This is a genomic window from Streptomyces sp. MB09-02B, assembly GCF_033794485.1.
Taxonomy (GTDB): domain Bacteria; phylum Actinomycetota; class Actinomycetes; order Streptomycetales; family Streptomycetaceae; genus Streptomyces.
The window spans coordinates 1-14,640 of the sequence record NZ_JARGEE010000229.1; the positions used below are offsets into that span (position 1 = coordinate 1).

A 14,640-nucleotide genomic window follows, 5' to 3' on the forward strand; every position below is an offset into this window, starting at 1 on the left:
ACTATATTCATTTTAGATTTGTTGTCGTTTTTTTGTGTTGAATGTTTTTGTGAAGAGCGAGGACGACAGTAGTCTATTTGTTGGCCGGGTCAGATGTGTTGGCTGCCTCGCTAGATAGGCTGGCTGTATGCCCTCCTCCCCTTCCGGCCTTGGTGCCGTGCGCTCTGCTGCGGCCGTGAACGCGGAGATCCGGGCGCTCATGGTGCGGTCCGGTGGGTACCTGCGGGCGGAGGATCGCCCCGTGTACGAGCGGCTGCGGGAGGAGTGGGCGGAGGCGATGCGAGCCGAGGTCGTCGAAGCGGCGTGATCACCCTACGGATGCCCGGCTACTGAAAACCCTTGTCACTTTCGAGGAGCCTCGAAAGTGATGCTGCGCCGCCACTCCCGCTCCTCCCGCGCCCGCTGCGCCCCCTTCGACCACGACCGATCCGGGCAGTCCAACCCTGCCGGGCCGCGACAGTGCGGACACCACGGGCGCGACCACGCCCCCAACATCCTGGCCACGACAGCCTCCCTACGCGTACACGCGGCGCTGCGGATCCAACGCACCCGCCGCCTGCGGACCGTTGCTCGACCCTCGAATAGCAATCAGTTCCGTCGTTGAATGTCGCGACTATCACAGATCACCAAGGCCGGAATTCTGCCTTGCGCCCCCTGCTAGCCTTGCGGACAAAATAGAATTACCCCATGGGAAACCTCACCGAATCCGAGAAAGCCCGATTCATGACACGCACCCGACGTGACGTCGACTGCCTCGTATGGACAGGCGCCCTCGACAAAGACGGTTACGGAACATTCCACCTCCGCCGCAAAAACCGGCGCGCTCATCGCGTCGCCTGGTACGACATGCACGGCGAGATCCCCGACGGCATGGTCATCAACCACGTCTGCCGCAACCGAGCCTGCGTCAACCCGCAGCACCTCCAAGTGGTGACCATCACCGAGAACACGCTCAAAGACTCCTCCACCGTCTCAGCCATCAACGCCCGGAAGACTCACTGCCCCAGAGGGCACGCCTACGACCGGATATACCGCACGAAGCGCGGGCGCGGATACCAGAGGTATTGCAGCATCTGCGAAGCAGCGAAAAGCAAGCGACTGCGAGCAAAATGGATTGCGGAGGACACGCTGAAAGTGTGACTCACCATTGCCGTCGACTCGGGTCAAGGCCCACGGCTAGTGGGTTTTGGCCCGAGTCTTCTTCGTTCGGCGGAGACTCTGACGCGTCACATTCGTACTGCGGACTACTCGGGTCGAATCCATCCGCCGGGCGGCAGGTGTAAGTGGCGTTTCGGTATTCGAAAGTCCAGCCCGCAGGCGGCTGCCCATCGGATCCGTCCCTGCCGTCGACTCCATCGCGGCCATCAGCCCCTGGCGGACCGCTCGGGCCGGGAACAGTGGAGTCGGCGCCCGGAGGGCCGACAGGACCAGTCGGCCCCGGCACCGTCGAATCAGCCCCGTCCACACCATCTTTCCCCGGAGTTCCCGGCGACGGGGTCACAGTGGGAGCGTCCTTCCCATCGACACCATCCCGCCCGTCCAGGCCTGGTGCCCCGCTCGGCCCCGTCACACCCACACCCGGCTCGCCCGGCTCCCCGCGCAACCCAGGAGGGCCAGCCACCGGCGTCCCACCCAACTCCTGCACCTGCCGCGCCAACGCATCCCGGTCCTGCGCCAGCCCCTGCACCCACAACGCCAGCAGCACAAACCCCGCCAGCACCAGCACCGCGAGCACCGCGAACCTGGCATCCTCACGCCGATGCCGCTGCACCTGACTCGCGTGTCCCGCCGTCACGTCCCCGCCCCCTGACTCGTGAGGTACAAGGTGAGGAGCAGCATCAGTACCGGGGCGATCAACGCAGAGAAGATCAGCCTGCGGTCGGCCGCCCGCCGATCCGCCGCCCGCTGCTCCGCCTCCTGCTTCTCCTTCGCCTCCAGCGTGCGGGCTTCCTCGATCGCCTTGACCCGCTCAGTCACCAGACGCTCGCGCTCCAGTTGCGCGTCCTTCTCGTACTGGAACCGTTCGATGGAGACCTTTCCGTCGAGCCGCCCGGCGACGTCGCGGAAGTCCTCCTTGAGATCCGTGTGTACGGCGTCAAGGCGGCGTACGACTTCGCCGAGAGTCGGCTCGTCCGGCATCAGTGCTCCGATCAGACGCTCTGCGGGCCGGTCGGCGCCGACGGGGGCGCCGGGGACACCTGCACACGCGTCAGGAGCGTCAGCACCGCCAGCACCAGCGTGTTCACCGCACCCACGGTCTCCTGCCCCACCTCGAACCCGAACGCTGCCACCGCCGTCGCTCCGGACGCGACGATCGCGGTGAACGCCTGCGGCGCCACCGGCCGCGTCATCGCCGCAGCGATACCGCCCAGGACCGCAGACACCACCGCGACGATCGCACCAGCCTGCTCTGCCGTCAGCGAGGTCACGCCGAGGGACACGATCAGGCCGAGGACGGCGGACAGGGTGTTGAGAACCACCACGGGCTCTCGTCCGAATACCTTCATGACGTTCTCGCTTCCTGCTCGGCGAGCCACCGCCGCACGAGCTGGTTGTGGCGGGCGTCGGCGAGCGCGTTGTGCTCGCCGCCCTCCTGCTTGGGGAGTTCGTCCCAGCGCAGCCCGAGCCGGGCCCGCTCCTGCTGGATGTCGCGGGTGAACATCGGGACGCCCTCGGGGAGGTCGATCATCCGACCCCAGAGTTGGGCGAGGCAGACGTGGTCGTAGGCCCCGTAGTCCGCCCACAGTTCGACGTCCGGCCCCGCTGCGCGGATGAAGTCCATGACCTCGTCGGCGATCACCGTGCGGGGCTTCACCCTGTGGTCGGCGTAGTGGAACAACCAGCGCTTCGGCATGTGGATCCGCTGGTCCCCGTGCCCCTTCGGCAGGTGCGGGACGACGTTCTCCATCAACCACTTGTGCTTCCGGATCCGCCGCACAGGCATGTCCCGGTTCACGGCGTAGTACTCGCGGCCGTCGTCGCACACCATGCCGATGGAGATCAGCTCGATCGAGCGGCCGTCCTCCAAAAACTCCAAGTCGTAGTCGATCGCGGTCACGCCGCCTCCAGCTTCGCGACACGCTTCTCCAGAGCGGTCAGCCGCTCCTCCACCGTGGGCGGCTTCGGCGCCGGCGGCTTGGTCTCCCACGCCTTCTCCCTGGCCATCGTCAGCACCTTGCCCATGGGGAAGTTCCCGGGGTCTCCGTGGTCGTTTTCCGGGACGTGCTGGTGGCCGAGCCAGCCGTAGTAGTCCGTCCACTCCTGGCCCGACAGGCGGACCCCGTTCGCCCCGTACGAGCCGGGGTATGCCTTCCACGTCACGGTCGACGCGAGGCGCACGCCGTGTTCGTCCGACAGCCAGCGCACCAGCCGGGCGAACTCCAGCAGCGCCCAGTCCGGGGCCTCCGGCCAGAAGATGAACGAGCGCCCCTCAGCCGTCCACTTCGCACGGGTCTTCGGGTCGCACGTGCCGGTCAGCTCCACCTGCACGCAGTTCAGGGTGTTCGTCTGCACGCCGCCCGCCTTGTTGACCAGAGCGCGCGCGGACCGGTCCACGTCGAAGTGCTGGTAGACCGCGACCGTCTTGTCTTTCAGGCTCGGTACGAGCGTGAACGTCGGCGCCGACCCCCCGCCGCCGTACGACGGCAGCGCGGTGCCCTCCGTGGTGTGGACGACGCCCGTGTTCGCGTTCATCAGGTCGCCCAGGTAGCGGCTCTGATACCAGGCCGCCAGCGACGCTCTCGGGTACTTCTGTGTGGCCATGGTCAGGCCCCCTCTTCCGTGGGGTGAGCTGCGGGATGGATCGCGAGCTTGAACTCCGCGAGATAGATCCGCTGCGGACTGCCGGAGTTGTGGCCGACCTTGAACGCGATCGGCGTCCCCGGATGCACAACCATCTGGTGGACCTTCGTGAAGCACTGCACGCCGCCTGTCCGGGCGCGATGATCGGTGGCCGTCGTGTCCGGGCCCGTCGACAGCCCCAGCGGATCCCGCTCGAACCGGTCCCGCAACTCGCTGTACGAGCCGTCCTCCCAGTACACGATCCCCGTCAGCACACCCCACCCGGCGACGGTCGGCCAGATCAGCCCGGCGCGGTCGTCCGTGCGCCAGTTGGTGATCTGGTAGCCGTCGGGCTGCAGCATCTGGTGCATGCCGTGGGCGTCGTACGACTCTCCGCCGCCGAAGGGGAAGCGGACGATGTGGTATCCGTCGGCGGGGATGGTTTGGGGCTCGCCGGTGATGAGGGAGCAGACGTGGACTCCGGTCATGACGGCAGCTCCATCCACTGCTGGTTGTATGCGGCGTTGCCGCCGTGCCACAGGAGGTTCCGGTTGACGTCCCGCACCAGCCAGCCGTTCAGCCGGATGCGCTTCCTCGTGCCCTCGCCGTCGCGGAGGATCAGCAGCTGGCCGTCGTCGCTGACGATGTTGTAGGAGCCGTCCAGCCAGTCCAGCAGGACAGTCCCGTTGGTGCCGTCGTACTGCGCCGATTCCAGGCGCATGGTCACAAGGGGCATGAGGGGCCTCAGGCAATCCGTAGGAACATCAGGAAGGAGTCGGTGTACAAGGTCGTGGCGGTCGCGTTGCTGGTGTTTTGCGCCCACTGCAAGGCGATGTTTCCGGCGGTCGTCGACATGCGGAACGTGCCGCCGAGCGGGGTCATGTGCTGGCTGTCGGACGTGCCGTAGCCGGTGCGGCCGTTGGTGACGTCGTTGGTCTCGGTGCGGATCGAGTAGCCGGTTGTGCCGGTGGTGGTGGTGCCGGAGCCGGGCATGTTCCACGCCCATTCGCCGAGGCAGTCCGTCGGAACCGAGAACTGCATTTTGATGTCCGGGGTGGGGTCGGCGAAATATTTGACCCAGCCGAGCATGGTGTAGACCGCGTTCGCCTCCGCCGGGAAGACGAGGTGCGGGTCATCGGCGTACGTCGTCGTCGCTGAGCGGGATGTGTCCGCCGTCTTGCGGACGGTCTGCCACTGCATCGACCGCAGCAGCGACGCGCGCAGCCGCTGACCGGCAGCCGGGACGGGGTAGGCCTCAGCGGGCATGTTGTCTCCTCACAGGGCCAGGTAGGTGGGGTAGGCGAGGCGCACGTCCGTGCCCGCGCTGTGGGCTTTGACGCAGCCGTTGACGGAGCGGGTCACGGTGAACGTTTGCGGGTTGACCACGTCGAAGTCGTCGTAGCGGACCTGCACGGCCGCGCCGTTGGTGTTGCCGGTGACGGTGATCGACCGCGTGCCCAGCGAGTTCGCCGCGACGATCGACGAGTCGGTGACCTCGACGTCCCACCGAGGCGGCTCCACCGTGCCCGCCGCCCAGGCCTTCGTCCTGATCGCGGTGCCCTGGCACTGGAGCCGGACGCGGATGAACGTGCCCGCAACGTGGGTAGCAGGCACGGTGACGGAGCCGAGGTCGGTGCCCACGTTGGCGACGAGTTTCCGCAGCATCAGCACGATCGTGTTGGCCGTCGTGAACTCCAGGCGGGCCATGTACATGTTCTCGCTGTCGAGCATCCGCGCGGTGAGCGCCCCGAACAGCGAGTTCCCCGTCGCCAGCGCCGACGTGGTGATGCTGCCGTAGAAATCGCAGTCCGGGTGGATCGCGGCGATCGACGTCCGCCGGGTCGCATCCACCGTCGACAGGACATGCACCCCATACCCAGAACCCACGCTGTAGTCCGCCGCCACCCCACCCGCAGACGTCCACGCCTGCCCCGTATCCGCGCTCCCCCACGAGTTCGAGGACGTACGGGCGAACGCGTCCTCGATGAACCCCGTACACGCGGTCACCGACATGACCTCGCCGCCGGCACGCACGTCGAACGGCATGTCCGCAGTGTCCGTCGTCCACAAGCAGCTCTGGCCGGCAGACGGCGCCACGTACACGGTCGTCGCCGAATCGGAGACTGCCGTGAGGGTCTCGGAGCCGTCCGTGTCGATCCGGGCACCCTCGTCGTCCAGATCATGGACCGCGTACGGGGCGGCCGGCGCGCAGATGAACGTCAGCCGGTGCTCGAAGTGAGTGATCGACTCCTCGAACCCCAAAACGATCTGGTCAATCGTGTCAGGAGGCAGCCACTCCGGCGGATTGACGATCTGTACCCGATCGCCCTGCCGCAAGCCCAGGACCGCCCGCCGCATGTCCGGCGTGATACTCGGGTGGGCCAGGTTCACCGATACCCGCGGATACCGAGATCCGACCACCGTACCCAGACGCACCCGCCACGCCGCATGATCCCGCAGCACCGCCGGGTCGCTGGACTCCAAATTCAGGGCAGTGTCGGATGACCCGTACACGCCCACCCCGGCCGGGGGCAACGCGGTCGACATGCGGCCCTCGGTCTCCTCGTAGGTGGCGGAGACTCCGTTCGCGGTGACCGTTACCTTGTTCGCGATCAGTTGGTCATCCCGCACCGGGACCGGCACCTCAGAGAGGTTGTAGCCCGCATAGTCCAAGACCAGCGCCGGGTCTTGGCTGTAGAGGCTGGCGCGGGTGCGGTAGCCGAGGCCATGGACGTCGAGGGACTCGTACAGCATTCCGCCGTCCGCCTCGACACACTCCCGGATCAGCGTCAACGGATTCGAGCGGCCCTGCCCGCCCATCGCCACCGTGTCGTCGAGATCGCCGACCGACTGGAACGGGATGCCCTCCTGATCGCACAACCGTGCGATGCGGCGTCCCGCCGGTTCCCCGTTCGGCTGCAACGCCCGTCCCAGGTCGGTGATCGGGGTGATCGTCGTTTGAAGCGTGACGTGCCCCACCGCAGTACCCGTACACCCCTCCGCAGAATCGCTGAGGGTGGAGGCGCCCATGGCGATGGACGCCACCCGAGTCACCTGGGTGCTGTTGATGCCCAGCGTCGCCGCATCCGTCACCCCGCTGACCACGTCCAGGGCCCGCAGCGTCGCCGATAGGGCGCTGCCGTTGTTCGACACCTCCACCGACACCCGCAGCAGTCGGTCGCGGACGTCCATGGTCAGGTTCTGGGTGCCGCTGTGGGCGATGTCGTTCTCGTCGCCGTCCAGCGGCCGCAGCGTCAGCGTTCCGATGTTCCCGAAGGGGCCAAGTCCGCCAGCCGGGTCGTTGTAGTGGATGTCCAGGTACTGCAGGGTGTAGGCGCCGGGGTCGAGGGTGATGCGGGCGATGACGTCCACGTCAGAGAGACCATCGGCGGGGACCGCGAGGAGGAACCGGACCTGGTATTGGGTGACGGTGGTGGTGTCGTAGCGGGCGACGCCGCCGGTGAGGGCGGTGCCGGTGATGACGGGCAGCGGATCGGACGCTCCGAACCCCTCGAACGCAGCCAGTTGCGGGCTGCCGGAGATCCGCATGGGCGAGCCGTTGGTGAGGGCGCTGGCCAGACTGGTGGACCCGCTGGGGTCTTCGCACGGCCAGTACGCCTTGAGGGCAGTGATCTGCGGGTCGGTAACCCCGTTGTAGATCACCGAATGGTCTGGTGGCGGGCCCTGCGCGAGGCGCCGCAGAATCCCCGACAGTTCAGCCGTCGTCCACACGTCGTTCCCGGACCGCTCCCAGTCCTGCGCCCAGTCGGTCACCTCTGGGCGAATCCTGTAGGACTTTCCGCCCATACCGTTCGGCACGCTGATCCGGACCGGCGTGTTCTGCCCGATCAACTCGAAGTACGGGCCCGTCGGCAGCTCCGGGTTGAACCGGCCGTCCGTGTTCCTGAGCTCCAGAGCCGACGAGGAGAAGTCCGTCTGTGAGCCCTCTCCCCGGATTCCCCGGGTGAGCCGGATCGAGCCGCTGTTGTCGCGGACCATCGTCCGATCCGTAATGTCAACCCACTCGCCGCCGATCAGCGCCTCCACCTGCGCCGGCTCACCGTTCGACGCCTCCCCGCCAGCCCGCATCGGGCCGGGAAGGTTGCCGAGCCGCCGGCGGACAGCCGCGACGAGCGGGGCGATGGGCATCGGTCAGCCCACCTCCTGGAACACGATCCAGCAGCGCATGTCCGATGCCGTGGTCGGGGTTGTTGCCCGCACGCGCAGCCACTTGCTGATCGGGACGATCGGGCGGGCGTCGGGCATCCACTGACGGACGTATTGCAGCCCCGACTCGCCGCTCACCGAACTCAGCGACACCGCATCGAACGTGCGGGTGGCGGTGGTGGAGCCTTCGACCGTGGCGGTGTAGCCCGTTGCCGAGGTGCCGCCGACGCACAGGGACGCCACACCGTTGGGGTCGAGGTTCTGGATGCCGGCGGCCACGTGCGCGGTCACCGTCGCCGCGACGTCTGTTTGCATCAGTTCGATCACGCCGTCGGCGCCGGGCGGGTCGTCGAGGCTGAAGCCCCACTCCAGCAGCTGTATCTGTCGCGTGCTGGGCGTGGCGATCTGCAGCATGGTCTTGATGGCCGTGCCTGTGGTGACCGACGCCTGTGCGGCGGTCGTTGGCGCGGCCGAGTTCCACACGATGAACGGCAAGGCCGTCTCCTATCTGGTCGTCCTGAACGCCTCTTCGAGGCCGCCCCGGTTGCGGACCTCACGGCGTAGCGGCTCGAACACCTGCTGAGCTACCACGCGGCCGTCGAGGGTGATCGTCTGGTGCACGATGATCGGCTGCACCATCCCGCCGTTGACACGACTGCCCGAGCCGCGCATTGCGCTGCGCGGGGCGTTGAGCATCGACGCCCACGCCATCTGCTTGGACTGACCGGACGGATACACCATCGACCCCTGCGGCAGCCGCGCGATCTCCGGCCCGTCCTCACCCACCACCGTCAACCCGGCCCCGACGATGCCGCCCGCCGCCTTCTTCTTCGGCTTCAACGCATCCGCCAGCCGGTCCAAAGCCTTGACGAGCTTGTCCTGCGACTTGATCTGCGCCCCGAACAGCGCATCCGCCGTCGTCTTCCCCGCCGAACCCGCCGCCGTGCTGATCTGCCCCTGCAACGAATTGATCGACTTCAACTCCGACGACGACGCCCTCAACAGGGCACCCGCCGTCTCCAGCCCGCCGCCCTCAATGCCGGCCTCCGCGATCTGCCGCAGCAGATCCTTCGACAGGCCCCGCGACCGCAGCCGCTTCAGCGCGTCAGCGAAGGCGGTCGCCTTGTCGCGGCCCTGCACCAGGCCGGTGCGTATCGAGGCGAGGGTGACCGGCCCGTCACCGGACGTGCCGCGGGTGATGTTCGTGGCCGACAGGACGCCGGACTTGACGCTGCTGCTGAGCTGGGAGGCGGCACTCTTCAGGTCAGACAGCTTGTCCTTGGCCTTGTCCAGTGCGGACGTGACTTGCTTCAGCGCCGACGCCATTTTGAGGTGGCCCTTGCTGATCGTGTCCATCAGCTTCAACAGGTTGTGCTCGGTGGTGCCGGAGGTGGCGGCGCGGATCTCGTCGCGGGCGCCGCGTGCCAGGGAACGGACGCTGCCGCCCTTGGCGAGCCGCTCGATCTTCAGGCGGCCGCTGTTGAGGGCATCCAGGAACGACACCCCGTACTTCTTCACGGCGGACGCCTGCACCACGAACTCGGTGTTGGATACGGCGGCGGTGGCGCCGGATGCGAACGTGGCGAGGATGCTGTCCGAGCGCGGTCCCCCGGGGCCTTGGATGTAGCCGCCGTTGGGGAAGTGCTGGATGTCGCCGCCGTCTGCGTAGCCCTTGACGAGGCCGCCGAACGCCTTGCCGCCCGTGGCCGAGTTGCCGCTGTAGCCCTTGTTGCGCTGCTGCGTGTAGTTCGTGACTACGTATGTGGTGGCGGTCTTGCCGTTGAGGTTGTCCAGGGCGGTCGATACGGAGCTGATGTTGCCGAGTGACTGGCCGTTCGCCGTGTACACGGCGGTTTTGCCGTCGGGGAGCTGCTTCGTCTTCAGTCCGACGGCTTCCAGTGCGGCGATCGCTGCCCCGTTCAGCGTCGCAACCTTGACCTCCTTCGAATCCGGAGTTGCGCGGATTGCCTCCCGCACCGACTCCAGCCCCGCGATCGCTTCCTCGCGCTCCAGCTTCACCAGCGTTTTGATCTCGCCCGGTGCGCCGAGGAGGGTGTTGACGTAGTCGGTGGCCTTGGCCTTGTTCCCGTCGAAGGCCTCGGTAGCGAGCCGCATCATCGTCTCGCGGAGCTCGTTCGACTTCTTCGTCATGCTGCCGAGTGACTCGCCCGCCGCCAGGCCGGTCGCGATGAGCTCGTCCTGCGCCTTCGCCGCATCCGACATCGCCGTCGCGTTCGCCCGGCCGGCCTCGGTGTCCAGGTTGAGGGTGTCGCCGTGCTTCTTGAAGCTTTCGGTCAGACCGTCGAGGGACTCCTCGAACCCGATCTGCGCGTCGTACGCCGACCGGTTGACCTCGTTCAGGGCGAGGATGCTCGCGCGCAGGCCGTCCGCCGACTGCTTTTGTGCGTCCAGCTTCGCCGAGGTGTCCTGCGCGGCCTGGCCGAAAATGCCCATGCTGTCGGCGATCAGATCCTGCTCGAACTTCACATCCGCCAGCGCCGACTTGTAGCCGTCCATCTGGCCGGTGAAGTCGCTGAGCTTCCCGCCGCCGGCCACGTACTCGTTCGACAGTCGCTTGAACGCCGCCGCCGCGACATCCGCCTTGCCGCCCTTGACGAGGTTCGTCAGGCCCTCGTCGACGCCGTCGAGCTTCTTCCGCGCCTCCTGCCACGGCGTGGAGTCGGCGAACCCCAGCGAGAACACCTTGACGAGGCCGTTCTGGATTTGGTCCGCCGTTGACGGGTCGGTGATGTTCCGCACCGAGTCGAACAGGCCGTCCAAGTCCTTGCCGAACAGGCGGGCGGCCTCGCCGCTGACCTTTCCGGTTCGACCCAACTGCCCCAACGAGGTCGTTAGTTTGTCGATATTCGGGGGTGTCTCACGGCCGATGTCGCCGAGCTTTCCGAATGCCACCACCACTGCGGCGATGGCGCCCACCACAATGGACGCCTTTGCTGCCGTACCCAGCGCCAAGAACGCCGCGCGCAGCCCGGCCAGACCACCACCCGCAGCCACCGCTGCGCCCTGCAGCGCGCCGATCCGCGTACCCAGTGCTGCGATTCCCGTGGACACCGCCGCCGCACCCGCGCCCGCCAGCGTGACCAGCTTCAGGGCTACCGCCGTCTGCATCAGCACCGTCACCAGCTCCGGCGGCAGCGCAGCCACCAAGCTGGCCGCCGCGTTCACCAGAGTGAGCATTCCCGGCCCGGCGTCAGCAGCGGCCGTGGCGAGCGTGGTCACCGCATCCCCGAGCGTCGCCAGCGTCTCCCGTACCGCTGGCCCGTTCTGGTCCGCGTAGTCCATGAACGCCTTGATCGGGCCGGACGCCTCGCCTTCCGACAGTGCGCGCGAGAAGTGAATGATCCCGTCGACTGCATCCTTGAGGGCGTCGTTCGCGAACGTGCTGAACTTGTCGGCCAGGGCGTCGAAACCCGGCGTTGCGACCGCGCCCCCGGCTACCGACACCAGCCGGTCCAGTTGTGTCGAGGTGCCCTTCACCATCGGTGTCAGCTTCGGCAGCATCTGCCCGAGCACCGTGAAGCTCTTCTCCACCGGCGCCATGGTGAACTTCGCCGTCGAGTCCGACCATTCACGGAAGGTGCCCTTCAGCGTCTGCAGACCTACGGCCGCCCGCTGCGTCGCCTGCGGCATCCCCGCCAGCGTGGCCGCCACCTGCCGCTGCGCCTCGGCCGCCTGCTTCGACCCGCGCCCGTACTGGGCGACCGCATCCGTGTACTTCTCCTGCGCCTTCGACGCCTCCGACAGATGCGACACTTGCCCGGCCACCGCGATGCCGAACGCCGCGACTGCTGCGCCCGCCGCGGCTGACTTCACCGCGACCGGGCCCAGCGCGGCGGCGAGAGGAACCGCCGCTGTGGCGAGCGGGATCAAGGCGCTGCGCGCGCCACGGATGGATGCGGTCAGCTGGTTCATGGACCGGGACATGACCGAGCCCTCGGAGACGAACCGGCCGCGCATGTCCCGCAGGTGGCCATTCACGTCACGGAAGGCGCGGATGACGTCGCCGTTGTCGGCGCGGATTGTGATCGTTACATCGTCTCCGGCCATCCTGTTTCACCTCCTTCCACGGTGTCGGGGTCGTCGGGTGTGCCGAGGGCTTCGATGGCGAGCAGGCGCAGCAGGAGCGTGTCTTCGGCCATCAGGGTGGACAGGGTGTAGCCGGGGAACTGCCGCAGCAGTCCGAGCATGTGGCGGGCGTGGGCTAGCTGGCCTGGCTCTCGGACAAGGGAGCCATCGGTATTGCGGGCGCCGGGGAGGGTTCTCCAGAGGTGGAGCTGTCGGGCAAAGGGTCGTTGTCGGGGACCCCCACGAGTGCTTGGACCCAGGCGTTGTTGAGGGCGAGGATGAGTTGCTTGTCGCGGCTGCGGGCCTCGCTGACGGGGATGGGCTGGTCGTTGTTGTCGGTGAGGTTCCAGCTGATGAGGGCGCCGAAGAAGCGGGTGAGGGTGTCGTTGTCGCCGTCGCCGTCGCTTCCGTCCCAGCCCATGGCGGTGGCGTATTCGGCGATGGTCATGCTGCGGCAGGTGGCTTCGAGGCCGTGGTATCGGTGGCCCGGTTCGAAGCGGAGGGTGATGGTGCTGTCGGGCTCGCGGTATCCCACGGCCGCACCTCCAATCGGTGGTTGAGGTGGTTCAGGACCAGGTGGGTGCGGTGCCCGACTGCAGGGAGAACGGGGCCGACCACGTGAACTCACCCGATGCGGCGCGGGTCATGGCGTAGTCGGTGATCAGGCATTCGTTGTTGAGTGTCTGACCAGAGATGACGATGCCGATCGTCCTGGTTGCCGAGGTGGAACCGACGGTCTTGAGGACGTCGTGGCTCTTGTTGGAGTCGTCGTTGAAGACGCCGTTCATGGTGCCGGAGAAGTCCGCGAGGAGGAGCAGGCGTTCGACCGCGGACTTGTCGATACCGGTGATGTCCTGGACGCCGCGGGGCATGCTCCAGTCGAGGTTGGTGACGTCGTTGCGGATGTCTCGCGCGTTTCCGCCGGAGTCGTCCACGTTGAGTGTGGTCCACCCCAACCCGTTCTCTTTCGCCATGATTTACACCCTTCTGTCCGTGTTTGGGTTAGCCTCGGCGGCGGTCCTCGCCGAACCGGCCGAACTCTTCCTGCATGTGCTCCACCCAGTCCGCCGCCCGCGTATGCACACGCCTGCGCCCGGTCGGATTGCCCCGGTAGTCCCCATCCCGCACCAGGTACAGCTCCGGCCGCGTCTGATGCTCGGCGAAACACCGCTGCCCCGACTCGAACCGGAACACCGTCAGCCCCGCATCCGTCTTGGCCTCCCGGAACGTCCGCCCAGACCGCTGCCGGATGTACACGGCCTGCGCCTGCCCGAGATCCGTGCGCTCGTCGATGACGGACTCCCAGCCCTTACGCCACGCCTCGCAGCCCACGCGCTCGCACACCGTCCGCACCGCCCCGTCCGGGCGCGACCTCACACTGAACGTCTGGTACGCCCCCACCGGGCCCTGCGCCGCAAGGCGGAACGGATCACCCATCACAGGCCCCCTCAGAACTCGGTCTCGATGACGTTGACGTTCGCGGCAACCGCGAACACCAGCGACGTGAACCCGCCCGTGGTGACGGTGACAGCCCGCACATACCGTTTGATCTCCGTGCCTGCAGCGACCGCGATCCGCTGCGCCGTCGGCCCTGCGGTGATCTGCGTGAAGGTGCCGCCAGTGATATCGGCGAACGCGTCGTCGCCGCCGTTGTCGTGGGAGTGCTGCAGCTTCACCGTCACGTCCGTGCCCGCAAAGCTGAACACCTGCAGATAGGCCTGCGCCCCGTGCACCGTGTGCGAGGACACGTACGCATTCCCGTTGACCGTCCAGGTTCGGGGGGTCGCATCGGTCACCGAGTCCGTTGCCGCCGCCGCGATCGGCGCAGCCACCGATGTGCCGCCGATACCCGACAGCACCTGCCCGCGGAACAGCTTCCCTGCCGCCCGGTTCACCGTGCCGCCAGTCTGCGCCCCGAGCTCCAGCACCGCCGTCGACGCGAAGATGCTCGTCGTGGCACCCACCAGCTGCTGCACCCCGAGCGCCGTCCACGTCGTTCCGTCATCCGAGGTGTAGAAGTTCACCGCCGCGTCCGACGATCCGTTGTCCACGTCCAGGGTGGCGCGCACCCAGTGCGTCGACCCGTTCGTGAACCCGGTGACGGCGCTCGATGTTTCCGTCTGCTCCGCCGTGCCGTCCTCCGACCAGCGCAGGATCAGAGCGCCCGTCGCCGTCACCGCCAGCCCATAGCTGCGCTGGTTGCCGGTCGCCGTGTACTTAGCGATCAGCGTGGACTCCGCCGCCGGCGTCCAGTCGTCCAGCGCCACCCGTGCCCGGAGGTCGATGTCGCCGGTGATGTCCAGGGCGGCGGCGTCGGGGGTTGAGACGTAGTCGCCGGAGTCGCCGGGCAGGAGGACGAAGTCCTCTCCGTCGTAGCCGAACTCGGCGGCGGTGCCGTTGGCGGCGCCGGTGTCGGTGCGCTGCCCGGCGGTGAGCAGGTCGCCCCATTCCAGGCCGTAGGCGTTGGCCTGGCTCGACACGGAGATGGTGAGGGAGCCGTCTGCGCCGCGGGTGGGGTTGTAGTCGATCTGTTTGCCGACCATGCATGCGGCGGGGTCACCGAGGGTGGTGCCGGTGGCCCACAGCATGTGGCGGTCGGTGGTGGGG

16 protein-coding genes and 1 pseudogene are annotated in these 14,640 nt (G+C 67.5%); 2 read left to right on the forward strand and 15 right to left on the reverse strand.

The features are described from left to right. Positions 1–175 precede the first annotated feature (175 nt). Positions 176–307: a hypothetical protein gene (locus P1P70_RS27480; protein ID WP_319242312.1), complete on the forward strand. Its 132-nt coding sequence runs from the start codon at positions 176–178 to the stop codon at positions 305–307. 380 nt (positions 308–687) lie between these two features. Then, a complete protein-coding gene (locus tag P1P70_RS27485) occupies positions 688–1,140 on the forward strand; it encodes an HNH endonuclease signature motif containing protein (RefSeq protein WP_319242315.1) in 453 nt (150 codons plus the stop codon). A gap of 651 nt (positions 1,141–1,791) precedes the next feature. Here the strand turns inward: P1P70_RS27485 and P1P70_RS27490 are convergent. The 15 genes and pseudogenes from P1P70_RS27490 to P1P70_RS27560 form a co-directional block, all read right to left on the reverse strand. Further along, positions 1,792–2,139, reverse strand: a complete 348-nt coding sequence (locus tag P1P70_RS27490; RefSeq protein WP_319242316.1) for a hypothetical protein — start codon at positions 2,137–2,139, stop codon at positions 1,792–1,794. 11 nt (positions 2,140–2,150) lie between these two features. Continuing rightward, entirely contained in the window at positions 2,151–2,507 is a 357-nt protein-coding gene (locus P1P70_RS27495; RefSeq protein ID WP_319242318.1) for a hypothetical protein, read from the reverse strand. After that, entirely contained in the window at positions 2,504–3,058 is a 555-nt protein-coding gene (locus P1P70_RS27500) for a 3'-5' exoribonuclease domain-containing protein (RefSeq protein ID WP_319242320.1), read from the reverse strand. Before P1P70_RS27500 ends, P1P70_RS27495 begins: the two co-directional genes overlap by 4 nt. Then, on the reverse strand, positions 3,055–3,762 hold the full coding sequence (locus P1P70_RS27505; RefSeq protein WP_319242322.1) for a hypothetical protein: 708 nt from the start codon (positions 3,760–3,762) through the stop codon (positions 3,055–3,057). The genes P1P70_RS27500 and P1P70_RS27505 overlap by 4 nt, the downstream gene beginning before the upstream one ends. Before the next feature lie 2 nt (positions 3,763–3,764). Further along, positions 3,765–4,268: a hypothetical protein gene (locus P1P70_RS27510; RefSeq protein WP_319242324.1), complete on the reverse strand. Its 504-nt coding sequence runs from the start codon at positions 4,266–4,268 to the stop codon at positions 3,765–3,767. Then, positions 4,265–4,501: a hypothetical protein gene (locus P1P70_RS27515; protein ID WP_319242326.1), complete on the reverse strand. Its 237-nt coding sequence runs from the start codon at positions 4,499–4,501 to the stop codon at positions 4,265–4,267. The genes P1P70_RS27510 and P1P70_RS27515 overlap by 4 nt, the downstream gene beginning before the upstream one ends. A gap of 23 nt (positions 4,502–4,524) precedes the next feature. Then, positions 4,525–5,046, reverse strand: coding sequence for a hypothetical protein (locus P1P70_RS27520; protein WP_319242328.1), 522 nt, complete (start codon positions 5,044–5,046; stop codon positions 4,525–4,527). Positions 5,047–5,055: 9 nt separating this feature from the next. After that, on the reverse strand, positions 5,056–7,929 hold the full coding sequence (locus tag P1P70_RS27525) for a hypothetical protein (RefSeq protein WP_319242330.1): 2,874 nt from the start codon (positions 7,927–7,929) through the stop codon (positions 5,056–5,058). Between the two features lie 3 nt (positions 7,930–7,932). Continuing rightward, positions 7,933–8,442: a hypothetical protein gene (locus P1P70_RS27530; protein WP_319242332.1), complete on the reverse strand. Its 510-nt coding sequence runs from the start codon at positions 8,440–8,442 to the stop codon at positions 7,933–7,935. A 9-nt stretch (positions 8,443–8,451) separates the two neighbouring features. Then, positions 8,452–12,015, reverse strand: coding sequence for a phage tail protein (locus P1P70_RS27535; RefSeq protein ID WP_319242334.1), 3,564 nt, complete (start codon positions 12,013–12,015; stop codon positions 8,452–8,454). Beyond that, positions 11,997–12,155 carry a hypothetical protein gene (locus P1P70_RS27540; RefSeq protein WP_319242336.1) on the reverse strand — a complete coding sequence of 53 codons (159 nt, stop codon included), beginning with the start codon at positions 12,153–12,155 and terminating at the stop codon, positions 11,997–11,999. The genes P1P70_RS27535 and P1P70_RS27540 overlap by 19 nt, the downstream gene beginning before the upstream one ends. Positions 12,156–12,169: 14 nt before the next feature. Next, positions 12,170–12,568 (reverse strand): hypothetical protein, encoded by a 399-nt coding sequence (locus P1P70_RS27545; protein ID WP_319242338.1) that lies wholly within the window; start codon positions 12,566–12,568, stop codon positions 12,170–12,172. 31 nt (positions 12,569–12,599) lie between these two features. After that, positions 12,600–13,007 (reverse strand): hypothetical protein, encoded by a 408-nt coding sequence (locus tag P1P70_RS27550; RefSeq protein WP_319242340.1) that lies wholly within the window; start codon positions 13,005–13,007, stop codon positions 12,600–12,602. Between the two features lie 28 nt (positions 13,008–13,035). Next, positions 13,036–13,470 (reverse strand): hypothetical protein, encoded by a 435-nt coding sequence (locus P1P70_RS27555; RefSeq protein ID WP_319242342.1) that lies wholly within the window; start codon positions 13,468–13,470, stop codon positions 13,036–13,038. A gap of 11 nt (positions 13,471–13,481) precedes the next feature. Continuing rightward, positions 13,482–14,640, reverse strand: a pseudogene (locus P1P70_RS27560) (hypothetical protein); the annotation flags it as partial.